This window comes from Porticoccus sp. GXU_MW_L64 (genome assembly GCF_052983295.1).
In genome coordinates this window covers 393,550-416,234 of record NZ_JBRKJK010000001.1, presented here as the reverse complement: position 1 = coordinate 416,234, position 22,685 = coordinate 393,550, and the positions used below count along the sequence as shown (strand labels likewise).

Genomic DNA, 22,685 nt, shown 5'->3' with positions numbered 1-22,685 from the left:
ATCCTTGCCTGCGCGCAGGGCAGCAAGGGCTTCATTGACGTCGAAGTTGATTTCTTTGGACATAAGTCATCTCCTGATTTTTCAGTGTAAGGAAATGACACAGATTTATGAACACTACCTTTCAGTAAATATTTATCCTTCATACGTGCTCGCATCGTTACAGTTGATTCCAGTTGCTGTCTTTTGGCTGTATATTTTCATTGTATGCTCCATTGCGTAAACAGCAGTGCCATAAATAAAGAAAACCCCAAAACCTCTACCACCTAAATTCAAGGAGGAAACACCATGCCAGCCAAAACCCTCGTTCGTTATTTCCTGACCCTCTTTTTCCTGTTTGTTGTTCAGCCGCTATTTGCCGAAACTACAGCCATTGAAGCTTACGGACTGCTGCCCAAGTACCGGTCGTTGTCCATTTCGCCGAACGGTGAGCGCTACGCCTTTATTCGCCGGGAGGGGGTAAAGGACTATATGGTGGTTGCCGATGCACAAACCGCCAAGCCCCAGGCAGCGGTGGATGTCAGTCATTTCAAGGCCCGCGATGTGGCTTTTATTTCCGATGACTATGTGCTGATTTACGGTTCTATTACCAGCCGCGCCAATGCGGTGGGTGCGCCTTTGGAAATCACTGGTGTGCTGGCCTACAACCTGGCATCGGGCAAGATAAAAACATTGCTTCGGGGTACTCGCAATCTGTACCCAATACAAATCGGGCTGGGTTTGATTGTGGGTTTCGACGCAAAAAAAGAACAGGTGTTTATGCCGGCTCACGACGAAGATCTTCGTTACAACTTGTACCGGGTCAGCCTGAAAACCGGCCGCGGGCAGGTTTATGCCAAAGGCTCGAAGTCCACCAGAAACTGGTTTTTGGATCATCAAGGTCAGGTATTAGCGAGAGAGGAATATTCCGAGAAAAACCGCGAATACCGCATTTTGTCGAAGCTGTCCGGGGAGTGGAAAAGCGTATACAGCAAAACCGATACAGCTCCGCTGGTTGGCCCCCAGGCTGTGTCCGCCGATGGCAAAAAGTTGATTTCTTTGGGGCAGAATCAACACAAAGAGCTATTCAGTATCAGTTTGGAAGACGGCTCGCTGACCGGGCCGTTGACGGATGTGGCTGGGGTGGATATTGAAGCGGTGCACACAGATATTAACCGGAGTTTTCTTGGGGTTGAATACAGCGGATTTGTTACCCGTTACGACTTTGAAGACAAAAAGCACTTGGCCTTGTTCGAGCGCCTGAATAGCACCTTCCCCAATGGCGATGTCCGTTATGTGTCGGCAACTGACGATTGGAAAAAAATCATTATCAAAGTCAGCGGCGGTGGCCACGCCGGGAATTTTTTTCTGTTTGATACAGAGTCGGTAAAACTGTCGAAACTGCTGTCGGAATATCCGGCAGTGGTTGGTGTTGGCGAACAAAAAGCAATTCGCTACAAGGCGCGGGACGGCCTGGATATTACCGCGGTGGTGACTTACCCGACTGATGAAACAAAGCGCAAAAATCTGCCGCTGATTGCGCTGCCCCACGGCGGCCCGGCGGCCTACGACCGTTTTGGGTTTGACTGGTTGGCGCAGTATCTTGCCAGTAAAGGCTACCTGGTGTTGCAACCGAACTTTCGTGGCTCCACCGGTTTTGGCTTGGATTTTCGTGAGGCGGGCAATGGCGAATGGGGCCGTAAGATGCAGGACGATGTCAGCGATGGCGTGCAGACCCTGGTGCAGAGTGGTCAGGCTGACCCGCAACGAGTGTGCATTATGGGCGGCTCTTATGGGGGGTATTCGGCACTGGCCGGTGGCGCCTTTTCAGCGGATTTGTACCGCTGTGTGGTGGCCATCAATGGTGTAACCGATATTCCCACGATGCTGGGCGACGCCAGGTTGCGCCTCGGCACCAGTCATTGGGTCATCGACTACTGGAACCGGCTGACCGGTGGCGAGCAGAAGGGGCACGACTGGTTGAAAGATATATCCCCAAGCCACTTTGCCGACCGCTTTCAGGCGCCGGTGCTGTTGATTCACGGCAAAGACGATTCGGTGGTGCCCTTTGGCCAGAGCCAGCGTATGCTCAAACGGCTGAAGAAGGCGAAAAAACCGGTGGAGCTTGTGACTCTGAAGGGGGAGGACCACTGGCTGTCCACCAGTGCGACCCGGCTGAAAACATTGCAAGCCATTGATCGTTTTTTGCAGCAGCACAACCCGCCTTGAGTGACCAAAGCCCGGCGATCTTCACCAATACTGCAGAGGGCTTTGCAAGTGTGGTGGCAACTGGATGGAGATTGCTTCGCTGCGCTCGTAATGACAGTAAATCCCTCACGTCATTGCGAGGCCGCAGGCCGCGGCAATCTCGACCAGTGTGGCAGAGGGCTTTGCAAGTGTGGTGGCAACTGGATGGAGATTGCTTCGCTGCGCTCGCAATGACAGTAAATCCCTCACGTCATTGCGAGGCCGCAGGCCGCGGCAATCTCGACCAGTGTGGCAGAGGGCTTTGCAAGTGTGGTAGCAACTGGACGGAGATTGCTTCGCTTTGCTCGCAATGACGGCTCGGGGTTTACCCCAGCAATACCTCATAGACGAACTTGCTGCCCCAGTAGGCCAGGGCAGTGGCGATAAAGCCGATCAGTGTCCAGCGGATAGCGGTGTTGCCGCGCCAGCCTTTTACATGGCGGCCCCACAGCAGCACCGCGTAGATTGCCCAGGCCGCCAGCGAGAACACGGTTTTGTGCCCCAGATTTTGGGCAAACAAATCTTCAAATACCAGAAATCCGGACAGCAGCGCCAGGCTCAGCAAAATCACCCCGGCCCAGAGCACTTCAAACAGCAGCGCTTCCATGGTTTCCAGTGGCGGCAGGGCGCGAACCCAGCCTTTCAGGTGCTTGTGGCGCAATTGCCAGTTCTGGTAAGCCAGCAACATGGCCTGGAAAGCGGCGATGGTCAGCAGGCTGTAGGCCAGTATGGAGCTGAGAATATGCACAGTTGTGCCAGTACCGGGCTGGCTCTGTGTGCTGCCGGCACTGCTCACCAGGGCAATGGCCAGTACCGGGATGGTAATGGGCAGTAAAAACAGAAACAGGTTGTGTGAGGGTTTACGCAGGCTGCTGAGCAACACAATCAGGTTCACCACAAAAAAGATGGCGGCACTGACCCGCCACAGGCTTAAATCCAGGCCGTTGGCGCTGGCCAACAACTGCCAGGCGGTAAAGCCATGGGTGGCGATTGCCAGGGCACACATGGCCAGCAGCCATCCCTTGTGCAGCGGTGAACTGCTGTTACTGTGGCTGGCGGCGCGCACTTTTTGCGCCTGGTAAAAAAAGGCAAAAATGTAAAGGGCAATGGCCCCATAGCCAGCGTACAAAGTGCTCATGGTTGTGCGGTATCTCATCCTTATATATAGCAAGGCGAGTGTCGCACAGTTGCCTTGCAGATGCGAGGGGTTATCAATAAGTGCGCATTGCGCGCTGTTGCGGGTTGCGAGTTGCGGGAAACCCCGTCATTGCGAGGAGTCCGCAGGGCGACGCGGCAATCTCCTTGGTCCGGAGTGCCTGGCATGAGATCGCCGCGTCGCTTTGCTCCTCGCGATGACGACATGATCTTCCCAGCCCGCAGCTACCGCGTAGCGGTGCATCACGCTATACTCCCCGCCCTTGAATTCAATACAGCAGTGATCCCTCAATGGCCATGTTTGAAAATCTCAGCGAACGCCTGTCGCAAACTCTTAAAAAAGTCACCGGCAAAGCCCAGCTCAGTGAAGACAACATTAAAGACACCCTGCGCGAAGTGCGTATGGCGTTGCTGGAAGCGGACGTTGCCCTGCCAGTGGTGAAGCAGTTTGTTGAACAGGTAAAGCAGAGCGCTGTGGGCGCAAAGGTGAGCAGCAGCCTTAACCCCGGCCAGCAGTTCCTGAAAATTGTCCAGCGCGAGCTGGAAATCACCATGGGAGAGAGCAACGAATCCCTCAATCTGGCGGTGCAACCACCGGCGGTGATTCTGATGGCGGGCTTGCAGGGGGCCGGTAAAACCACCTCGGTGGCGAAGTTGGCCAAGCACCTCAGCGAGCGGGAAAAGAAAAAAGTGATGGTGGTCAGTGCGGACGTTTATCGTCCGGCGGCCATCAAACAACTGGAAACCCTGGCGGGTGAAGTGGGTGTGGGTTACCAACCCAGCTCGGCGGATCAAAAACCCCAGGCCATCGCCAAAGCCGCTCTTAAAGCCGCCAAAGAACAGCACGCGGATGTGCTGATTGTGGATACCGCAGGTCGTTTGCACATCGACCAGGAGCTGATGGGGGAAATTCAGGACTTGCACAAAGTGCTGAACCCGGTGGAAACCCTGTTTGTGATCGACGCCATGATCGGTCAGGACGCGGTGAACACCGCCAAAGCCTTTAACGATGCCCTGGCGCTGACCGGTGTGATCCTCACCAAAGTGGATGGCGATGCCCGAGGCGGTGCCGCGCTGTCGGTGCGCCAGGTGACCGGCAAGCCGATCAAATTCCTCGGTGTGGGCGAGAAAACCGATGCCCTGGAACCGTTCCACCCGGATCGGATTGCCTCGCGCATTCTCGGCATGGGGGATGTGCTCAGCCTGATCGAAGAAGTCGAGCAGAAGGTCGATCGCCAGAAAGCCGAGAAACTGGTTAAAAAGGTACAGAAGGGCAAGCGCTTTGACCTGGAAGATCTGCGCGACCAGTTACAACAAATGCAGAACATGGGCGGTCTGGGCAGCATGTTGGAAAAACTGCCGGGCATGGGCAATATGTCGCAGATGATGGAGCAGGCCAATGCCGGCAAACAGTTCGGCAAAATGGAAGCACTGATCAACTCCATGACCCCGGCGGAACGCCGCAACCCGGATATTCTTAACGGCTCCCGCAAGCGCCGCATTACCCTGGGCTCCGGCACCACCATTCAAGACCTGAACCGCCTGATCAAGCAACACAAGCAAATGGCCAAAATGATGAAGAAAATGAAAGGCGGTGGCATGGCCAAGATGATGCGCGGCCTGGGCGGTATGCCCGGTATGGGCAATATGCCTGGTGGAATGCCGCCAATGGGCGGTTTGAGTGGCGGCGATTTGCCACCCATGGGCGGAATGCCGGGTGGGTTGCCGTTTAAGAAAAAATAAAGCTGCGAGTGGCGGGCTACGGGTCGCGAGCAGGTTGCTAGAACGCCATCATCCTGAGCGAAGTGAAGGATCTCAACCACGAGATTGACTCGCACCATCCTTGGTGCTTGACTCTCCGAGCCGTCTTCGACGCCCAATTGACTTTCCTGTCAATTTGTCTTCACTGCGTTCAGAATGACAATTACGCTCGATCTGCTCGTTTCCCGCAACCCGCAACCCGCAACCCGCAACCCGAAGCCTTCCTTTATCCCTCACAAATACGTATAATGCCGCGCCTTTCGGAGATAGACGGCTCGGATTTATTTGGCCCGGGTTTTGTTTTTGTTGGTCTATCTCGTTAATTTATAAGGGGTTTTTGCCCCGTTTTGTACAGGATAACAGTTACATGGTAACCATTCGTTTGGCTCGTGGCGGCTCTAAAAAGCGCCCGTTCTACCACCTGACCGTCGCCGACAGTCGCAACGCCCGCAACAGCCGTTTTATCGAGCGCGTTGGCTTTTTCAACCCCACCGCTCGCGGTAATGAAGAACGCCTGCGTGTTGATCTGGAACGCATTAACCACTGGGTTAGCCAGGGCGCCAAGCCCTCTGACCGTGTTGCCCAGCTGATTAAAGACGCTGGCCAACAGGCCCAGGCATAAGATACCAAGGCGTTTACGCGCCTGAAGGGGAACAATGCGCCCGGCATCAAACGACAGTAAGCGGATGGTTGCTGGCCGAATTGTTTCTATCCACGGGGTGAAAGGCTGGGTAAAGGTAAACTCCTTTACAGAGCCCCGTGAAAATCTCTTTACATACGGCCCCTGGTGGTTAAAAACCCCCGGGGGCTGGAGAGAAATCGAGTTCGACGAGTTTCGCAAGCAGGGCAAAGGCCTGATTGCGCATATTGCCGGCCTTGATGATCGGGATGAAGCGCGCAGTTACTGCCAGCAGAACGTTGCGGTTAACAAAGACGTATTACCCGAACTGTCTGGCGGCGAGTTTTACTGGCACCAGTTGGAAGGGTTAACGGCAATCAGCGTACACAACGGTGAGCGCAAAAACCTCGGTGTGGTAAAGCAGCTGTTGGAAACCGGTGCCAACGATGTGTTGGTGATAAAAGGCAACGGTGACAGCCTGGATCGCAAAGAGCGGTTGATTCCTTATGCAGATCAGTTCGTGCTCAATGTTGATCGCGAAACCGGTGAAATTGAAGTTGCCTGGGACCCGGATTTTTAATGGTAGGGTGGATTAGCGAAGCGTAATCCACCAGATACCCTGGCAAGTGACGGTGAGGCAGTAGTGAAGATAGCTCTGGTAACACTGTTTCCCGAAATGTTCGCCGCCATTACCGACTACGGTATTTCCGGCAGGGCGGTAAGCAACGGGTTGCTGGAGGTAAAAACCTTCAATCCCCGCCAGTTTACCGACGACAAGCACCAGACCGTGGATGATCGCCCCTACGGTGGCGGCCCCGGCATGGTGATGTTGATAGAACCACTGCGCCAGGCCATTGATGCGGCGCGGCAGTGGCAAGGGGACGGCAGCAAGGTTATTTATCTGTCTCCCCAGGGCAGGGTGCTCAACCAGCAGGGTGTCAATACCCTGGTGAAAGAGAGCAAGCTGATATTGGTGGCCGGTCGTTACGAAGGTATTGACGAGCGCCTGATCCAACAGGAAGTGGATGAGGAGTGGTCCATTGGTGACTACGTGCTCAGCGGTGGTGAATTGCCCGCCATGGTGCTGATGGATGCGGTTATCCGCCACCTGCCGGGGGTACTGGGACACCAGGATTCGGCGCTGGAAGACTCCTTTGCCGAGGGTTTGCTGGATTGCCCCCACTACACGCGCCCGGTAATGGATGGCCAATACCAGGCTGCGGTGCCGGATGTATTGTTGTCCGGCAACCATGAAAAGATTCGACAATGGCGGCTGCGTCAGTCCCTTGAAAGGACACTGACCCGGCGGCCAGAGTTGTTAAAAGACCTGCCGCTCAGCGATGAGCAACAGGCAATATTGGCGGAGATCGAGGCTCAACAGGCCGATTGACATCTTCGCAAGCTGGCGAATGAAGCGCTTTGCCGTCAGGCAGGGAACTTCCTCTTTAGCGCAGCGCTACTCAAAAAGAGTGACATTTATATCCATTAACAAATGAGGAGCGAACCATGAGTGGTAAGAACCCGATTATTGCCGAGCTCGAAAAAGAGCAAATGACCAAAGAAATTCCCGCTTTTGCCCCGGGCGACACTGTTGTTGTTCAGGTGAAAGTAAAAGAAGGTAACCGCGAGCGTCTGCAGGCGTTCGAAGGTGTGGTACTGGGTAAACGCAACCGCGGCCTGAACTCCGCTTTTACCGTGCGCAAAATCTCCAGCGGCATCGGTGTAGAGCGTACCTTCCAGACCTACAGCCCGCTGGTAGACAGCATCAAAGTCAAGCGCCGCGGTGACGTGCGCCAGGCCAAACTGTACTACCTGCGCGAGCGCTCCGGTCGTTCTGCACGTATTAAAGAGAAGCTGGATAACAAATAAGTTTTCCGCTTTTTTGTGTACGTAAACGGGGTGGCTTTTTAGTCACCCCTTTTTCATTGCTTAACAGCTTCGATCTGCGCGCAGATCCAGCGTAACCGTCATCCTTCGCTACGCTCAGGATGACGGTTTGCCCGCTCGCTGCCCGTAGCCAGAAGCCAGCAGCTTTAAACCACCAACCCATAAGCCACTTCATCGGTCCAGCGCCCGCCCAGCTTGTAATGGGATGTAAAGTGACCCTCTTTTTCCAGCCCCAGCTTTTCCATCAATCGCACTGACGGGGTATTGTCCGGGTCCGCGTAGGCCACCAGTTTGTGAACTGGCCAATCCCGCTTGATCAACTCAATAAAGGTTGCCATGGCTTCATGGCCGTAACCGCGGCCGTGGTGGTGGCGGCTGAATTTGTAGCCGATTTCGATAATTTCGCTTTCCTTGTCCCGGTAGCGAAAACCGATATCGCCAATCAAGGTGCTATTGCCTTTGAGGGTGACGGCAGCACCCATCCAGATATTTTCCTCTCCCTTCCAGGGGGCCATATAGCCATTGAAGTGCTGGCGAATTTCATCCACGGTGCCCACTTCGTGGATAAAGGCCATGACTTGGGCATCCTGGGCGTAAGCCAGATAGTCACCGAAATCACTCTCCACCATGGGGCGAATAATCAGGCGGTCAGTTTCCAGGGGCTGTTTCATTTTCAACTCGCTTCCATTACTGAGTGCCGTGTAAAGTAGCACCCATGTCGATAGATAACCAACAGCTTATTGATCGCTACCTGGATGCGGTGTGGATGGAGCGGGGGCTCAGTGAGCACAGCCTGGCCGCTTATCGCCGCGATCTCATGCAGTTTGCCGCCTGGTTACAGAGCCCGTTGTTGCATGCCCAGAGAGGTCAGCTTGAGGGTTACCTGGCCCATCGCCAACAGCAGGGTTTGTCGGTCCGCTCCATGGCGCGAATGCTGTCCTGTTTGCGGGGTTTTTATCGCTATCAGGTGCGCGAGAACCATTTGCAGCAGGACCCCACCAACAATATTGATAACCCTCGCTTGGGGCGTTCGCTGCCAAAAACTCTGACGGAAGAAGATGTAGAGCGACTGCTGAATGCCCCGGATCTGGATCAGGCCATCGGCCTGCGCGACCGCACCATGTTGGAGGTGTTGTACGCCTGCGGCCTGCGGGTGTCGGAGCTGGTGAGCTTGACCATCCCGCAAGTGAACTTGCGCCAGGGCGTAGTGCGGGTATTTGGCAAGGGCAGCAAAGAGCGCCTGGTGCCGTTGGGAATAGAAGCCCAGGACTGGCTGGAGCGCTACCTGCGCCACGGCCGCTCGGATTTGCTCAATGGCCGCCAGAGCGATGTGCTGTTCCCCAGCACTCGCGGCCAGCAAATGACCCGTCAGACCTTCTGGCATCGTATCAAACAATGTGCGACAACAGCGGGAATCAGCAAGCCGCTGTCGCCCCACACCCTGCGCCACGCTTTTGCCAGCCACCTGCTTAACCACGGCGCTGATTTGCGGGTGGTGCAGTTGTTGTTAGGGCACAGCGATTTATCCACCACCCAGATATACACCCATATCGCCAATGCACGAATGCAGGAGTTGCATGCGAGGCATCATCCGAGGGGATAGAGGTTTCCACCCAGCTCCGGGTTTGTGCCCCGCGCACGGTTTACATCAGTTATATAAGGTAATCTTGCCGGAAACAGATGCGTTCTTCTACACCCCCTAACATTTGCTTTATTAACATGGATATACCTATGAAGTTTGTTCGCTTATTGACTGTGTTGCTGTTTTCACTGACTGCATTCTTTGTTTATGGACAAGTTGCTCATGCAGAAGTGACTGAGCAGGAAGAAGCCAAAATCATTGCCGGCCTTAAGAAATGGCGCCCGGACCTGAACTTTACCAACATCATTGCCACACCCATCGACGGCTTGTACCACGTGCAGGTGGTGGGTGGGCCCAGCATTTACACCTCCGCAGATGGCAGCTATTTTATTCAGGGTGATCTGCACAAAACCCGCCCCGGCGGTATTGAAAAGTGGCTGGACAGCGTATACGCGCCCATTCGCAAGCAGCTGATTCAGGCGGCCAGGCTGGAAGATATGGTGGTCTACAAGCCCCAGGGTGATGTCAAGGCGGTGGTGCATATTTTTACTGATATCGATTGTGGCTATTGCCGCAAAATGCACCAGGAAATTCCCGCTCTCAATGCCATGGGCGTGGAAGTGCGCTACCTGGCCTTTCCCCGCGCTGGGATGGATTCCGAGTCAGAGCACAAAATCACCTCCGTGTGGTGCGCGGAAGATCGCCTGGCTGCGATGGATCGCTCCAAGGCCGGTTATGACTTGCCGCGCCTGGATTGCGATACTCCGGCCATTGCCAACCATATGGAACTGGTGGCCAAACTGGGGCTGACCGGTACCCCGGCTATGGTGCTGAACGATGGCACTTTGATTCCCGGTTACCTTCCAGCTGCTCGTTTGGGGCAAGTGTTGGGGCTGTAAGCGCTATAGCCCACGATTGTCATCCTTCGCTGCGCTCAGGATGACGGTAATACCAAATATTCCATTCTTTTAAACAAATACTGCCAATACGTAATTGACAGCATATGCCCCTGTGGTAAGGTCTTTGCCCGTTTTTACCGCTGCCTCAGGAGGCACCTTGAAATCGCTCAATATTGGTATCTGTGGGCTGGGAACCGTGGGTTCCGGCACCTTCAATGTATTGCGTCGCAATGTAGAAGACATTAAAGCCCGCGCGGGTATTCCCGTAGACATCATTCAGGTGGGCGCGCGCCGGGACCGCGACGACTGCGATACCTCTGGTGTGCAGGTTAGCCGGGATATTTTCGATGTGGTGAATAATCCCGATGTGCACGTTGTTGTCGAGATGATAGGTGGCACCACCACCGCCCTTGATCTGGTGAACCAGGCGATTGCCAATGGCAAGCACGTAGTGACGGCCAACAAAGCGTTGATTGCCATGCACGGCAACGACATTTTTGCCGCCGCTGACCAGCAGGGTGTTGCGGTGTTGTACGAAGCCGCCGTAGCCGGTGGTATTCCCATTATTCAGACCATGCGCCAGGGCCTGGTGGCCAACCGCATTGAATGGCTGGCGGGCATTATCAATGGCACCGGCAATTTTATTTTGACGGAAATGTTCGACAAAGGCGTCGACTTTGCCACTGTATTGCAACAGGCTCAGGAGTTGGGCTACGCCGAAGCGGACCCTACCTTTGATGTGGAAGGCATCGACGCCGCCCACAAACTCACCATTCTGGCGTCGCTGGCGTTTGGTATTCCTCTGCAATTCGACAAAGTGTTCACCGAAGGCATCAGCAAAATTGAACCCCAGGACGTCACCTACGCCCGGGAACTGGGTTACCGCATCAAGCACCTGGGTATCGCCCGTAAAAGCGCCTCTGGCGTGGAACTGCGTGTGCACCCGGCATTGGTGCCGGAGCGTCAGATTCTTGCCAACGTCAATGGCGTTATGAACGCGGTTGCCGTGTACGGCGATGCGGTTGGCCCAACCCTGTACTACGGTGCCGGTGCCGGTGCCGAACCCACTGCTTCGGCAGTGATTTCTGACATTGTTGACCTGGCGCGCACGGTCGACACCGGTGGCGAAGGCATTCATGGGCGCGGTGGTCACCTGGGTTATAACGCCTTGCACCCAAACCAACCGGAAGTGCTGGCCATCGAAGATGCGGTTTGTGGCAGTTACCTGCGCTTGACCGTGAAGGATCAGCCGGGTGTGTTGGCAAACATTACTGCGGTGATGGCCGAATACGATCTGGATATCGAATCCCTGGTGCAAAAAGAGTCTGAAATCAGGGACGGCCAGGTGCCGGTACTGATGCTGGTTGCAGAAGCCCGCGAAGGGGTGATGCTGAAAGCCATCGAAAAAATTGAGGCGTTACCGGAAGTGGCCGGTGCTGTGCAGCGCATTCGAGTGGAGTTATTGCAGTGAATTACATCAGCACCCGCGGTCAGGCTGCGGCATTGAGTTTTGAAGACGCGGTACTCACCGGCCTGGCCACCGATGGCGGACTGTACGTGCCAGAAACCATCCCCCAGTTCAGCAAAGAGCAAATTGCTTCCTGGGCCGGGCTGCCCTACAACGAGTTGGCTTTTGAAGTTATCAAGCCGTTTGTGGATGGCGAGATTGGCGATGTCGAGTTGAAGGACATTATTGACCGCTCTTACCAGACCTTCCGCCACGGTGCCATCGCACCTCTGGTGCAGCTGCAAAACAACCTGTGGGTGATGGAGCTGTTCCACGGCCCCACACTGGCGTTCAAGGATTTTGCCCTGCAATTTCTCGGCAATCTGTTCGATCACCTGCTGGAAAAACGCGGTCAGAAAGTGGTGGTGATGGGAGCGACGTCCGGTGATACCGGTTCTGCCGCTATCGAAGGCTGCAAGCACTGCAACAATATCGATATTTTTATATTGCACCCTCATAACAGAGTGTCGGATGTGCAGCGCCGCCAGATGACTTCGGTGCTGGAAAACAACGTCCACAATATTGCACTGGAAGGCAACTTCGACGATTGCCAGAATATGGTGAAAGCCAGTTTTGCCGATCAGTCCTTCCTTCCGGAAGGCCGCCAACTGGCAGCGGTGAATTCCATTAACTGGGCACGCATCATGGCCCAGATTGTTTATTATTTTCACGCGGCCCTGTCGCTGGGTGGCCCCCATCGCGCGGTTTCCTTTAGCGTGCCCACCGGCAACTTTGGCGATATTTTTGCCGGTTATATCGCCAAACAAATGGGTCTGCCCATCGAGCAACTGGTGATTGCCACCAACGCCAATGATGTGTTGCACCGCTGTATCAGCAACAACGACTTCAGTAAGCAGCCACTGGTACACAGTCTGTCGCCGAGCATGGATATCATGATTTCCAGCAACTTCGAACGCCTGCTGTTTGACCTGTACAACCGCGATGGCAGTGCCATTCGCCAGCTGATGGCGGATTTCAATAAAGGCCAGGCGTCACTGGATGAAACCGCTCTGGCAAAAGCGCGACAGCTGTTTTCCAGCTACCGTTGCGACGACCAGCGCATGGTGGAAGTGATCGCCGCCGAATACGACAACAGCGATTATTTGCTGGACCCCCACACCGCCACCGGAGTAGACGCCGCCCGCGCCTGTCGCAGCAACAGCAATGTACCCATGGTCTGCCTGTCCACCGCCCACCCCGCCAAATTCCCGGAAGCGGTACGCAAAGCCGGCTACCCCCAAGACCCGCCGCTGCCCCACCATATGGCGGATTTGTTTGAGCGCGAAGAACGATACAGCGTACAACCCAATAACCTGGCCACTATTCAGGAGTTTGTAGCCAAGCGACTCTAAACTGTCTACAGAGCCCCGTAGGGCGGATTAGCGCAGCGTAATCCGCCAACTCATCTCAATACAATAATGCTATTGTCATCAAGTGTTGGCCGTAACAGGTGGATTACGCCTTCGGCTAATCCATCCTACCTGCTATTTACGACTGTTTTTGACAGTTCCAGATTTTTTGTCCGTGCTGTTCTTCCCAATACCTTTCTTACCTATATCATAGTCGCGCAGTTTATTGGCAATGGCGGTATGGGAAATACCCAGCCGTTGTGCCAGTTTGCGTGAGGAGGGATAGGCAGGGTAGAGGCGCTGCAACAGCTCCGACTCAAAGCCTTTGATGGCGGCGTCCAGGGTGGTGACATGTTCCCGATTCACCAGGCCCCACTCCTCGGTGTAACCGGGCAGTTGAAAGTTCTCCGGTTCGATCACCACTCCCTGAGCCACCGATGCCGCTTGTTGCACGGCGCTTTGCAACTGGCGCACATTGCCGGGCCAGGAATAGCCTTCCAGAACGGTGCGCGATAAATCGGACAGATGCAGCCGACTGCGGCTGGCGGCGTTGTACTGGCGCAGGAAGTGACGCGCCAGGGGCATGATGTCTTCGTGGCGCTCTCGCAGGGGCGGGATGTCTAGGGTCAAAGCGCTGAGGCGGTAGAGCAAGTCGTCGCGAAATTCCCCTTGCTCGCAGGCTGTGTACAGGTCTTGCTGGGTGGAGCAGATCACTCTGGCTTTACTGTGTAACTCCTGCTCGCTGCCCACCCTGCGATAACTGCCGTCTTGCAGCAGGCGCAGAAATTTGGCCTGCAGGCTTTGTGGCAGCTCGGCGACTTCCTGCATAAATACGGTGCCGCCGTCGGCTACCTCAAACACCCCTTTGTGGATACTGCCATCGGCGTTTTGTTGGCCAAACAGCTCGCTTTCGGCGGCGTCTTGCGGCAGGCCGGCACAGTTAATGGTAAGGAAAGGTTGTTCGTTGCGCAGGCTGTTTTGGTGACAGGCTCTGGCCAGCAGTTCCTTGCCGGTGCCGGTTTCTCCGGTGATCAGCAGTGGTGCGTCAAATTCGGCGATGCGCTTGGCCTGGCGCAGCAGGCGTTTCATGCGTGGGCTCTTGGCCTGAATAAATTCAAAATGGCCGCTGTGCTTGTTCCAGGCGGCTATTTGTCGACCCAGCTGGGCGGCATCCTTAAACACCACCACGCCACCGGCAAAGGTATTGTCGGTGCTCAGGGTAATGGGGTTGATGTTGGCCAGGTAGGGGTAGCCGGCGAACTCCAGCTGGCAATTGACTTCGCCGGGGCTGTTGAGCCACTGGGCCAGGTTAAAGCCCTTTAGCCACTGTTTCAGGTGTTTGCCTCTGGCTTCTTCCATATCCAGTTTTAGCAGGCTTAAGGCAGCGCCGTTGGCAACACTGATATCCCCTTGCTGGTCGATGGAAATAACCGGGTCTGGCAGGGTGTGCAGCAGGGTATGAATCTCACTCTGTTCGCGTTCCAGCGGCATATAGGGCACGCGCACCACATCCGTGACGTCGCCAATGCGCCGGATTTCCGGCATCAGCTTTTGCAGTGTGTCGAAATCCAGGTTTTGGAAGCGCAGGAATATCTGGCCACCTTTGCTGACTTCGATGCCGCGCAGGTCGATATGATGGCGGGACAGGGTATCGAGTATTTCCAAGGCAATGCCGGGGCGGTTTTTACAGCTGACCAGTAGACGCATAGAGTCTCATCAGTGGGGGGCTTTGCCGGAATTGTAACGATTGCTTTACGGCAGAGCCAGCTCATCTGTGCGTGCCGCCAGAATAAAATCGTTGCGATGGAGGCCGCCTATGGAGTGCGTCCACCAGTTGACGGTGACTTTCCCCCATTCCACTAACAGAGCGGGGTGGTGATTGACGGCCTCCGCCAATTCACCAACCTGATTGGCAAAGTTCATGGCGTTGGCAAAATTGCGGAATGTGAATGCGCGCTGTAACTGGTTAATGCCGTTGATATTCAACACTTGCCAGTCTGGAAGTTGAGCCAGTAGCGCAGGTACTTCCAGGTCGCTCACTTGTGGGGAGCTGGCTCGACAGGGTTTGCAGGTTTCTTGTGCCAGTCTCATATCTTTTACAGGCACCCCTCCGGCTTGGGTAGCCCGGCAATTTTGCTGGCAATTTTTGCCGGGTTGGGTGGGAATAGCCTGGTCAGGTAAATGCTTTTTCCCTTGTCTGGCCCCAGGTGTTGAGCCACATACTTGACCAGCGGGCGCATGGGGGGGGAGATGTCAAACTGCTGCTGAAACTGGCGCAACAGGTGGAGGACTTCCCAGTGTTGTTGTGTAAGTTGAATGCTTTCCGCCTCCGCCAGGGCGATGGCTATGTCTTCCGACCAATCCTCAAGGTTGATCAAAAAACCCTCTTTGTCGGTAGCGAATGACATCAGTACCAGCTCTGCACGGCATTGGCATCGCAGGCCAATTGCACAAAATCCGGGTAGTCCACCAAGGTAACCTGTGGCGGTACTTTGTTGCTCAGTCCGCGAGCCTGTATGTCGCCTCTCAGGGCAAATACCTTATTGCTGGGCAGTTCTGTCAGTACCCCGTAAACACCGTCTTCCAACAATAGCAGCAGGTCATCGCAGGCCAGGTTGCGGCGGCAGCTTTGGTAGGCTTGATGGTCAAAGGGGGATTTGTTGACGGTGTGCAGAATCATCAAAAGCTCACAATATGGCGGCAGCTGGCCATTAATGTTTTTACGGCGTTGCTGTCCAGCACTTCAAAGCCCCGGTCGATATTGTCCGCAGGCAGATTGCGGGCGTTCAGGGAGTGCGCATCCACATAGCGCTGCTCGATGTCGTATATGGGCAGCGCCGCCGCCATCGCGCCGTTGTTTTTCTGGCCAATATGCGCCGGTTGTTGATCGTTAACCAGTTGGAAAACCCCATCGTCCATAAACAGCACCGACACGCTTTGCCCCAGTGAAGCGGCGGCGAGCGCCGCTTCCAGCCCCTCGCGAGCCAGGCTGGAACCGTAGGGTGCGGTGCGCAGGACAAATAAAAGCCCGTTACTCATGTTAGCGCCCAAAGGTAATGAGCCTGTCGGATTGCAAGGCGGCGTCTGCCAGCTCTCCCAAGCCCTGCAGTTTGAAATCCGGTTCGTCCAGATTGCCACTGTTGTAATCGTAGCGTTCGGCTTCTTCGCTATCGACAACACCGCGCCGCAGGGCAGAAGCGATGCACACAGTGAGGTGCACATTGTACTGTTGCTTGAGGGCTTTCCAGCCTTGGCGAATAGTTTTCTCCCCCTGAGGTGGCGTCAGCAGTTGCGAGCCGCTGTGAACGCCATCGTGGTAGAAAAATACCCGATAAATCTGGTGCCCGCTGGCAAGCGCGGCATTGGCAAAGTTCAGCGCAGATGTGGCAGCCTGGTGGCTGCCGGGTGCGCCTAATACGATCAGGGAGAATTTCATAAGGAGGGGGGAATGAAAAAAGCCCGGCGAACCGGGCTTTTTTGATCAGTCGTCCGCAAAGCCAATCAAATGCAGCAAACTGGTAAACAGGTTGTGTATGTCCAGATACAGGGCAACGGTTGCCATAATGTAGTTGCGCTCACCGCCATTCACAATGCGACTGGTGTCGTAAAGAATAAAGCCGGAAAACAGCAGCACACAAACCGCATTGATGGCCAGGAATGCGCCGGTCAGTTGAATGCCGAAAAAACCGGCGACAATCAGTGCCAGCATCGACAGCAACACAACAATCAGGCCGGTAAACAAAAAGCCCCGCATAAAGCTGAAGTCTTTTTTGGTGTTAATCACATAGGCGGACAGAATCAAAAACACCGCTGCGGTGCCACCCAGTGCCTGCATGATGATTTGCGAGCCGTTGGGCATGGCCAGGTAGTGATTGAGAATCGGCCCAAGGGAGAATCCCAGCAGACCGGTAAACAGGAATACCACCGGCAGGCCCGCTGCAGAGTTGGCCGTGCGAGGCAGTACGAACCAAACCATAACAATGGCAGCAATGCTGGCTCCCAGCGCCAGCCCACGGCTGACTTCCATGGTTGTGGAAAACCAGGCGGCGGCGGCACTGACAAGCAGTGTCATAGACAGCAGCAGGTAGGTGTTTTTCAGAACCTTGTTAATCTCACCCGCAGATTCAATACCGCGAGGTGCTGTAGTTGCAGTGGCTTTACTTGAAACAGAAATGTGTTGTTCCGCCATCTCGGACTCCATAAGGTAAATATCAGGCTTAATCATACAAACCCAAAGCGTTAAATCAAGAGAAATTAACGTTCATTTACCCGTAAAAAACCCTTGTCAGTGCAGGGATATATGAGGAAAACGTAGACAAGACGGTTTTCGTAAACCTGGCGAGGAGCAGTATCTATGGGGATGGCAGTTGATCGCACCGAATTTACGGGCAGCGACTGTAAAAATTTCAGTAAGAAGCTGAATCGCAACCTCACCGCGCTGAAACATTTACTGGGACTGCCGGTGGAGTATTCACAATAAAAAGCCGAGCTCTGGATTTCTCTAGAAGCTCGGCTGACTGTATGGCGGTGGGGCAGTCAGCAGCTAGCTAGTCTCTGGGATATATCAGGGTATATTTCCCTGCAAATGGTCGATTTACAGGGAAGATTTTCAATTTTCAGCCTTTTCTGTACTTGATATGCATCCGCCTACAGTGTAAAAACAGCTAATAATCTGATTATTTTCTGATTTGAGGCGTTTATGTTCCAAAGTACAGATATTCACACTGTTACAGAATTCAGCCGCAAACCAGCCGAGCACATTAAGCGGCTGGCCGAGAGCAAGCGGCCTGAAATCCTCACGGTTAATGGTAAAGCTGCTGTGGTTGTTCAAGATGTAGAAACGTATGAACGGATGGCTGCCTTGGCGGATTATGCCGAGAGTATTCAAAACATACGTCAGGCACTCTCTGAGCCCGGCAGGCCTTTGAGTGAATTCACCAGAGAGTTTGAAGCCAAGTATGGGATTAAGCGTTGAAGAAATATCGAGTAGAAATTAAGCCAACGGCAGAAAATGACATCATTATTCGATACCGACAAATTGCCGTGGACTCACCGCAAAATGCACATAACTGGTATTTCCATATTATTGAGGCAATTGAAAAGCTGGATATATTGGCCGAGCGATGTCCTATAGCTCCAGAAGATGCTGATATCCAGCTCGGTATTCGCCATTTAATCATTGGCAAATATCGAGCCCTTTACCGCATTGTTAATGATACCGTCGAAGTGCTTCACGTTCGCCACTCAAGTATGGAAAGAAAGCTCTGAGCAAAGTGCTCAACATGGAACAGTAGTTGATGAGCACATTCAATAAATAAACTGACGAGCTCAAGCGAATCAACCGGTAAATATTTGGTTTTAGATTGCTTGTTTAAAGTAAATCCAACCCGAGTTCGCAGCTGCCTGAATGGTCTAAAAATTTGTCTCAGTTTCTTCTGTCTGAAATTTTTTGTCTGGCAATAAAAAATCCGAGTTACATCAGCTGGTTATGGCCAAATCCAACCTCAAAATCGCAGTTTGAGAATAACGCGGTAAGTTCGCAGAAATGACGCCTCTAAGGTCAGTTTTGAGGCTTGTTGGAGAGGGTGAAGTGGTCGTAAGTTTTTGATAATTAAAAATAAAAAATCCGAGCTCTGGATTTCTCTAGAAGCTCGGCTGACTGCGTGGCGGTGCTGGCAGTCAGCAGCTAGCTAGTCTCAGATCCATAACAGGGTATATTTCCCTGTAAATGGCCCATTTACAGGGAAACTCTTCAGTTTTTGGCCTTTTCTAACCATAAATCCTCTTTTAGGGCGCTGATGGCGGGCTTTTCGAAAGAATTACCGTATTCTATAACAGGGAATATCACTTCCCTGTTCATGGGTTTCAGAGAGTGTTTTCAGTGAATACAAGTCTCAGTGAACGAGCTATTCTACAAGTTGCTTGAGACTTGCAGTAGACGCAGCTACAGTTTGCTTTAAACGGACTCGTGGGTCGTGTGAAACGGCGATGAGGAATTAAAAATTTCAATAGGGAGTAGTGCTGTGCTAAAGACACTTTTGGGGTTTGGTGGTCATAAGGACCACTCCAGCGTCGCTAACTGTTTTCAGCTATTGGACGGCTTTCAAAAAGGGCTGGCCAAGCGCATCGCAAACTATGTTGTCACTGGAGAGGATGTTGAGGTTCTAGAAGTGCTGAAGAACCTTACGCCAGATCAGTTTTACCATGCTGGTATATCCCTTGGGCCTAATTATATTTCTTACCATTCCAACCGAAACCAGAAAAAAGCTGAACTCGTAGCTAAACACTTTAAAGCTTTTGGCAACAACAAGTTGATAGCTGATTTTGACGTGGCCCGTCGCTTAGGTGCTGTACTCTCGTTTTCAAAACGACCCCAGTCTAATCCTGTTCCTACTAAGGCAATATTGCCAGCCTGGTTGGAGGGTTTGGTTGGCTCGTTGGACAATATTTGGAGTCCTAGCTACAGAAGCGTCAAGATACCGGAATTTATTGGTGGCCAATGGCTGATAGAGGTGGCAGAGCATAACGATGTGTCTACTGATGTCTGGTTGCGGGTCACACTCGAGAGGGCGGACTCTTGGGGAAGTGCTGACACCTTACTGAATCAATTTGTAAAACGACTGGACCCCATTACGCTGCTATCCCGGCCAGATGTGGTGGGTGCACTGGGGTCATTACACTTCAGTGGCCGTGTGACTCTGGCTCAGGCGCTGAATAGTTGTAACAACTTGGATCCAGTGCTTCCCGTGGTGGTGTCGCTGGTAGCAGATAAGAGCAAACAGGTGCGGGAGAAAGCTAAGCTACTGCTGGCCAAGGTGTCTGAAGATAAATTGTTGGCACATATTAAAGAATGTTTTGGCGGCTTGTCGGTTGCCCAACGCAAGGAGCTAGCACAGTGGTTGTCGGTGTTTCTTGAGGACAAAGCAGAGGCATTCCTACTTCGCCTACGCGATACTGAAAGTAGTAAGTCGGTGATTCAGGCCATCGATGATGCATTGGCCAACAAATTGGCGGCTGGCACTGAGTCGGTCGAGTTGAAAATCCCTGGGTTTGAGTCGTTGTCAGTGGATAACGAGTTGCCGAAAGAGTGGTTCGATTTACTTAAGAAGCAGTTAGCGAATCAAGTGCAGCAAGCCTACGAAAAGCTTGAAAGAGCCCGGAAGGAAAAGGAAATACAGGGACATACCCGATATCTGCAAAGTGAGTATAAGCGGCTACAGTCCATCAGTGGGCGGAGTATTGCCGATGCTTTGCAGTTTCTGTCAATTGGTAAAGGTCAAATTAGCAGGGACGTACAGAACCTGATACTCCAGTCGGGGTTGTTAGATAAACCTGAATTTAAAATCGGTTACATTGTCCGCTATATCAAAGCACAAAGAGATCACGGCTGGAGCTTTTCTCATGGTGCTTTTCCTCGTTGGTTACGCAGTCATGGAAATGAAATAACGGATTTACGTCAAGTAGCAGAGCTGATGCATCAAAATAAGATGGATGATAAGGCATTGGCTGACTGGATATTGACCACTCGCTGGGAAAGCGATTTTCGCCTGGTAGAAACTGGTGACATTACAATCTGGCCTTTTTTTGCTGAGAACCCCCAGTATCTGGATGAAGCATTTGGTTTAGTGGAAAGTAAGAGCCAGCAGTATCGACATTATGAGCTGGGCTATGGAATGCTGGTGCTGCGTCAGTTTCCCCAAATACCAGAAAAGTACCTACAACTGATTTATCAATACGCTTTGTCACCTGCCAAAACCTATGGCCCACTGGCCCGAGAAACACTCACTGAGTACGGTTTAGTAGAAGAGCGTGTGATTGCTGCTTTGGCCTCGTCCAAACAAGATGAACGAATCGTTGCGGCAAACTGGCTGGGAGAGTTGAAGTCGCAGGCAGCCGTCGAGCCTTTGGTGAAAGCGGCTCGTAAGGAAAAGCGCGAAACCCCAAAAGCGGCGATGTTAAGCGCACTGCACACCTTGGGGCAGTGTATTGAGGAATATTTGTCATCCCAGGTGCTAACGGATGAAGCGCTGGCGGGATTGAAAAAAGCAATGCCAAAGGGGCTCGCATGGTTCCCTTTTGACGGAATACCGCCACTTCATTGGAATGATGGTTCTCTGGTTGATCGGGCTGTGGCCAAGTGGTGGATTGTATTGGCCTGCAAGCTGAAGCAACCCGAAGGTAATCCGCTGTTCGATCTGTACCTGGCGCAGATCAAGCCGCAAGATCGTGAGGCACTGGGTAGCTTTATTCTGCAGGTGTTTATGGCGCGAGATGTGGTTAACCCCACCGATGATGAAGCCACCGAATACGCTCGCGCCAATCAACAACAGTTGTTCGATAACTGGCAGCAATGGGTACGGTATGACTGGGGCAAAGAGTATCGCGATAAAACCCTTGAAGATGCCTATCAGATTTTATTCCGGGGCCGCAAAGCGGAGTATCTGGGTTCTGCTATAAGCGAAAAGGGTGTTTTAGCGCTGGTAGGGTATGCGGGAGCCGCTGATGCGGTGCAATCCATCAGAGGCTACATGAAGGACCATTACACTCGCCGCCACCAGATAGAGGCCATGCTTAGCGCCGTTGCTCGCAGTGACGATCCGGTAGTTATTCAGTTATTGCTGTCGGTTGCCCGCCGCCACCGCACCAAGTCGGTTCAGGAAAAGGCGAAACTGCTTGTGGATGCAGTCGCTGAACGTAATCACTGGACCAAAGACGAGTTGGCCGATCGCACTATTCCCACGGCCGGATTGGAAGCAAATGGCGAGCAGGTTATTGAATTTGGCTCTCGAATGTTGACCGCCAGTCTCGACCCTGCTTTTAAACTGATACTGAAAAATGAGCAGGGAAAAACTCTTAAAGCTTTGCCAGCGCCGCGCCAAGACGATGACGCGGACTTGGTGAAACTAGCTAAAAAAGAGTTCTCCAGCAGCAAAAAGGAGCTCAAACAAGTTGTTGACTTGCAGGGAGCCAGGTTCTACGAGGCTATGGCCACCAAACGTTGCTGGCACTTTCCTGAATGGAGACGCTATCTGCTGGAGCACCCGGTTATGCGATTGATGATTCAGCGGCTGATCTGGCAGATCGAGGACGAACGTGAGTCGTACTGTGTCGCTATCACTCCCGAGCTGGAACTGATTGATCTGGAAGATGAAGAGCGTTCTCCCAGTGAGGGTGCCAAGATTCGAGTAGCTCACAGTAGTCTGGTGACTGAAGAAGAGGGGGTCGCCTGGCAGAAATATCTGAAAGCAGAGAAGGTCAAACCGCTATTCGAGCAATTTGGCCGCCCAGAGCATATTCTCAAGGAAGCTACACTAGAAGGTAAATTGCTTGATTATCATAAAGGTTGGCTAACCGATACCTTTACTTTGCGCAGTGTTCTCACCAAACGTGGTTACCAGCGAGGTCAAGCTGAAGACGGCGGTTATTTTACACACTACTACAAAGATTACTCGGCCGTGGATTTGCGAGTGATTGTGGAATTCAGTGGTAATGTAGTGCCTGAAGAAAATGTTGAAGCGGTACTGTTCAGTGTTGGCTTTACAGATGGCACTAATTACGGTTGGTTGTCGGATGATGATTATCTGCAGATAAACAAAGTAACTCCCAGTCTGCTGATTGAGGCAATGCTGGACTATGAGGCAGTGGCGGCTGTTGCGGCCTACGATCCCGAGTGGGAAAAGAAGACACCATGGTAAAAGGGGAA

23 protein-coding genes are annotated in these 22,685 nt (G+C 53.1%); 14 read left to right on the top strand and 9 right to left on the bottom strand.

From position 1 onward, the window contains the following. Nucleotides 1–285: 285 nt before the first annotated feature. Entirely contained in the window at nucleotides 286–2,205 is a 1,920-nt protein-coding gene (locus ACVBEJ_RS01895) for an alpha/beta hydrolase family protein (RefSeq protein ID WP_447127890.1), read from the top strand. A 343-nt stretch (nucleotides 2,206–2,548) separates the two neighbouring features. Here ACVBEJ_RS01895 and ACVBEJ_RS01890 read toward each other — a convergent pair whose 3' ends face one another. After that, a complete protein-coding gene (locus tag ACVBEJ_RS01890) occupies nucleotides 2,549–3,361 on the bottom strand; it encodes a cytochrome C assembly family protein (protein WP_447127889.1) in 813 nt (270 codons plus the stop codon). Between the two features lie 314 nt (nucleotides 3,362–3,675). Here ACVBEJ_RS01890 and ffh point away from each other — a divergent pair, with 314 nt between their 5' ends. From ffh to rplS, 5 genes are all read left to right on the top strand, one after another. Continuing rightward, on the top strand, nucleotides 3,676–5,121 hold the full coding sequence (ffh, locus tag ACVBEJ_RS01885; protein ID WP_447127899.1) for a signal recognition particle protein: 1,446 nt from the start codon (nucleotides 3,676–3,678) through the stop codon (nucleotides 5,119–5,121). 385 nt (nucleotides 5,122–5,506) lie between these two features. Further along, complete coding sequence (gene rpsP / locus ACVBEJ_RS01880; RefSeq protein WP_447127888.1) at nucleotides 5,507–5,761, top strand: 30S ribosomal protein S16; 255 nt, start codon at nucleotides 5,507–5,509, stop codon at nucleotides 5,759–5,761. 34 nt (nucleotides 5,762–5,795) lie between these two features. Then, nucleotides 5,796–6,338, top strand: coding sequence for a ribosome maturation factor RimM (rimM, locus tag ACVBEJ_RS01875; RefSeq protein ID WP_447127887.1), 543 nt, complete (start codon nucleotides 5,796–5,798; stop codon nucleotides 6,336–6,338). A 63-nt stretch (nucleotides 6,339–6,401) separates the two neighbouring features. Continuing rightward, on the top strand, nucleotides 6,402–7,148 hold the full coding sequence (gene trmD / locus ACVBEJ_RS01870; RefSeq protein ID WP_447127886.1) for a tRNA (guanosine(37)-N1)-methyltransferase TrmD: 747 nt from the start codon (nucleotides 6,402–6,404) through the stop codon (nucleotides 7,146–7,148). A gap of 116 nt (nucleotides 7,149–7,264) precedes the next feature. After that, complete coding sequence (gene rplS, locus ACVBEJ_RS01865; protein WP_447127885.1) at nucleotides 7,265–7,627, top strand: 50S ribosomal protein L19; 363 nt, start codon at nucleotides 7,265–7,267, stop codon at nucleotides 7,625–7,627. A gap of 164 nt (nucleotides 7,628–7,791) precedes the next feature. Here rplS and ACVBEJ_RS01860 read toward each other — a convergent pair whose 3' ends face one another. Continuing rightward, the gene (locus tag ACVBEJ_RS01860) at nucleotides 7,792–8,316 is read right to left on the bottom strand and encodes a GNAT family N-acetyltransferase (protein WP_447127884.1); all 525 of its coding nucleotides are present in this window, start codon (nucleotides 8,314–8,316) and stop codon (nucleotides 7,792–7,794) included. 44 nt (nucleotides 8,317–8,360) lie between these two features. Here ACVBEJ_RS01860 and xerD point away from each other — a divergent pair, with 44 nt between their 5' ends. The 4 genes from xerD to thrC all read left to right on the top strand — a co-directional run bounded on the left by xerD (nucleotide 8,361) and on the right by thrC (nucleotide 12,985). After that, a complete protein-coding gene (gene xerD / locus ACVBEJ_RS01855) occupies nucleotides 8,361–9,248 on the top strand; it encodes a site-specific tyrosine recombinase XerD (protein ID WP_447127883.1) in 888 nt (295 codons plus the stop codon). Between the two features lie 128 nt (nucleotides 9,249–9,376). Then, the gene (locus ACVBEJ_RS01850; protein WP_447127882.1) at nucleotides 9,377–10,126 is read left to right on the top strand and encodes a DsbC family protein; all 750 of its coding nucleotides are present in this window, start codon (nucleotides 9,377–9,379) and stop codon (nucleotides 10,124–10,126) included. Nucleotides 10,127–10,283: 157 nt separating this feature from the next. Further along, the gene (locus ACVBEJ_RS01845) at nucleotides 10,284–11,597 is read left to right on the top strand and encodes a homoserine dehydrogenase (RefSeq protein ID WP_447127881.1); all 1,314 of its coding nucleotides are present in this window, start codon (nucleotides 10,284–10,286) and stop codon (nucleotides 11,595–11,597) included. Continuing rightward, nucleotides 11,594–12,985, top strand: coding sequence for a threonine synthase (gene thrC, locus ACVBEJ_RS01840; RefSeq protein ID WP_447127880.1), 1,392 nt, complete (start codon nucleotides 11,594–11,596; stop codon nucleotides 12,983–12,985). Before ACVBEJ_RS01845 ends, thrC begins: the two co-directional genes overlap by 4 nt. Nucleotides 12,986–13,117: 132 nt before the next feature. Here thrC and ACVBEJ_RS01835 read toward each other — a convergent pair whose 3' ends face one another. The 7 genes from ACVBEJ_RS01835 to ACVBEJ_RS01805 are packed head-to-tail and all read right to left on the bottom strand — an operon-like array spanning nucleotide 13,118 to nucleotide 17,171. Then, the gene (locus ACVBEJ_RS01835) at nucleotides 13,118–14,689 is read right to left on the bottom strand and encodes a sigma-54-dependent transcriptional regulator (protein WP_447127879.1); all 1,572 of its coding nucleotides are present in this window, start codon (nucleotides 14,687–14,689) and stop codon (nucleotides 13,118–13,120) included. A 45-nt stretch (nucleotides 14,690–14,734) separates the two neighbouring features. Next, the gene (locus ACVBEJ_RS01830; protein WP_447127878.1) at nucleotides 14,735–15,073 is read right to left on the bottom strand and encodes a 4a-hydroxytetrahydrobiopterin dehydratase; all 339 of its coding nucleotides are present in this window, start codon (nucleotides 15,071–15,073) and stop codon (nucleotides 14,735–14,737) included. A gap of 5 nt (nucleotides 15,074–15,078) precedes the next feature. Next, nucleotides 15,079–15,390 carry a TusE/DsrC/DsvC family sulfur relay protein gene (locus tag ACVBEJ_RS01825; protein ID WP_447127877.1) on the bottom strand — a complete coding sequence of 104 codons (312 nt, stop codon included), beginning with the start codon at nucleotides 15,388–15,390 and terminating at the stop codon, nucleotides 15,079–15,081. Further along, nucleotides 15,390–15,662 carry a sulfurtransferase complex subunit TusB gene (tusB, locus tag ACVBEJ_RS01820; RefSeq protein ID WP_447127876.1) on the bottom strand — a complete coding sequence of 91 codons (273 nt, stop codon included), beginning with the start codon at nucleotides 15,660–15,662 and terminating at the stop codon, nucleotides 15,390–15,392. The genes ACVBEJ_RS01825 and tusB overlap by 1 nt, the downstream gene beginning before the upstream one ends. Beyond that, nucleotides 15,662–16,021, bottom strand: coding sequence for a sulfurtransferase complex subunit TusC (gene tusC, locus ACVBEJ_RS01815; protein WP_447127875.1), 360 nt, complete (start codon nucleotides 16,019–16,021; stop codon nucleotides 15,662–15,664). The genes tusB and tusC overlap by 1 nt, the downstream gene beginning before the upstream one ends. A 1-nt stretch (nucleotide 16,022) precedes the next feature. Further along, nucleotides 16,023–16,418 (bottom strand): sulfurtransferase complex subunit TusD, encoded by a 396-nt coding sequence (gene tusD, locus ACVBEJ_RS01810; RefSeq protein WP_447127874.1) that lies wholly within the window; start codon nucleotides 16,416–16,418, stop codon nucleotides 16,023–16,025. A gap of 45 nt (nucleotides 16,419–16,463) precedes the next feature. Next, nucleotides 16,464–17,171, bottom strand: a complete 708-nt coding sequence (locus tag ACVBEJ_RS01805) for a Bax inhibitor-1/YccA family protein (protein WP_447127873.1) — start codon at nucleotides 17,169–17,171, stop codon at nucleotides 16,464–16,466. A 165-nt stretch (nucleotides 17,172–17,336) separates the two neighbouring features. Between ACVBEJ_RS01805 and ACVBEJ_RS01800 the strand changes: the two genes are divergently transcribed. From ACVBEJ_RS01800 to ACVBEJ_RS01785, 4 genes are all read left to right on the top strand, one after another. Then, complete coding sequence (locus ACVBEJ_RS01800) at nucleotides 17,337–17,462, top strand: hypothetical protein (RefSeq protein WP_447127872.1); 126 nt, start codon at nucleotides 17,337–17,339, stop codon at nucleotides 17,460–17,462. A gap of 219 nt (nucleotides 17,463–17,681) precedes the next feature. Next, nucleotides 17,682–17,957, top strand: coding sequence for a type II toxin-antitoxin system Phd/YefM family antitoxin (locus tag ACVBEJ_RS01795; RefSeq protein WP_447127871.1), 276 nt, complete (start codon nucleotides 17,682–17,684; stop codon nucleotides 17,955–17,957). Further along, the gene (locus ACVBEJ_RS01790) at nucleotides 17,954–18,250 is read left to right on the top strand and encodes a type II toxin-antitoxin system RelE/ParE family toxin (protein ID WP_447127870.1); all 297 of its coding nucleotides are present in this window, start codon (nucleotides 17,954–17,956) and stop codon (nucleotides 18,248–18,250) included. Before ACVBEJ_RS01795 ends, ACVBEJ_RS01790 begins: the two co-directional genes overlap by 4 nt. Nucleotides 18,251–19,005: 755 nt before the next feature. Beyond that, on the top strand, nucleotides 19,006–22,677 hold the full coding sequence (locus tag ACVBEJ_RS01785; protein WP_447127869.1) for a DUF4132 domain-containing protein: 3,672 nt from the start codon (nucleotides 19,006–19,008) through the stop codon (nucleotides 22,675–22,677). The last annotated feature ends 8 nt before the right edge of the window (nucleotides 22,678–22,685 follow it).

Excerpts from the sequence above, each read along its gene's own strand:
- ACVBEJ_RS01895 (WP_447127890.1), top strand. The coding sequence starts at position 286 with ATGCCAGCCAAAACCCTCGTTCGTTATTTCCTGACCCTCTTTTTCCTG.
- ACVBEJ_RS01890 (WP_447127889.1), bottom strand. The coding sequence starts at position 3,361 with ATGAGCACTTTGTACGCTGGCTATGGGGCCATTGCCCTTTACATTTTT.
- ffh (WP_447127899.1), top strand. The coding sequence starts at position 3,676 with ATGTTTGAAAATCTCAGCGAACGCCTGTCGCAAACTCTTAAAAAAGTC.
- rpsP (WP_447127888.1), top strand. The coding sequence starts at position 5,507 with ATGGTAACCATTCGTTTGGCTCGTGGCGGCTCTAAAAAGCGCCCGTTC.
- rimM (WP_447127887.1), top strand. The coding sequence starts at position 5,796 with ATGCGCCCGGCATCAAACGACAGTAAGCGGATGGTTGCTGGCCGAATT.
- rplS (WP_447127885.1), top strand. The coding sequence starts at position 7,265 with ATGAGTGGTAAGAACCCGATTATTGCCGAGCTCGAAAAAGAGCAAATG.
- ACVBEJ_RS01860 (WP_447127884.1), bottom strand. The coding sequence starts at position 8,316 with ATGAAACAGCCCCTGGAAACTGACCGCCTGATTATTCGCCCCATGGTG.
- xerD (WP_447127883.1), top strand. The coding sequence starts at position 8,361 with ATGTCGATAGATAACCAACAGCTTATTGATCGCTACCTGGATGCGGTG.
- ACVBEJ_RS01850 (WP_447127882.1), top strand. The coding sequence starts at position 9,377 with ATGAAGTTTGTTCGCTTATTGACTGTGTTGCTGTTTTCACTGACTGCA.
- ACVBEJ_RS01835 (WP_447127879.1), bottom strand. The coding sequence starts at position 14,689 with ATGCGTCTACTGGTCAGCTGTAAAAACCGCCCCGGCATTGCCTTGGAA.
- ACVBEJ_RS01830 (WP_447127878.1), bottom strand. The coding sequence starts at position 15,073 with ATGAGACTGGCACAAGAAACCTGCAAACCCTGTCGAGCCAGCTCCCCA.
- ACVBEJ_RS01825 (WP_447127877.1), bottom strand. The coding sequence starts at position 15,390 with ATGTCATTCGCTACCGACAAAGAGGGTTTTTTGATCAACCTTGAGGAT.
- tusB (WP_447127876.1), bottom strand. The coding sequence starts at position 15,662 with ATGATTCTGCACACCGTCAACAAATCCCCCTTTGACCATCAAGCCTAC.
- tusC (WP_447127875.1), bottom strand. The coding sequence starts at position 16,021 with ATGAGTAACGGGCTTTTATTTGTCCTGCGCACCGCACCCTACGGTTCC.
- tusD (WP_447127874.1), bottom strand. The coding sequence starts at position 16,418 with ATGAAATTCTCCCTGATCGTATTAGGCGCACCCGGCAGCCACCAGGCT.
- ACVBEJ_RS01805 (WP_447127873.1), bottom strand. The coding sequence starts at position 17,171 with ATGGCGGAACAACACATTTCTGTTTCAAGTAAAGCCACTGCAACTACA.
- ACVBEJ_RS01800 (WP_447127872.1), top strand. The coding sequence starts at position 17,337 with ATGGGGATGGCAGTTGATCGCACCGAATTTACGGGCAGCGACTGTAAA.
- ACVBEJ_RS01795 (WP_447127871.1), top strand. The coding sequence starts at position 17,682 with ATGTTCCAAAGTACAGATATTCACACTGTTACAGAATTCAGCCGCAAA.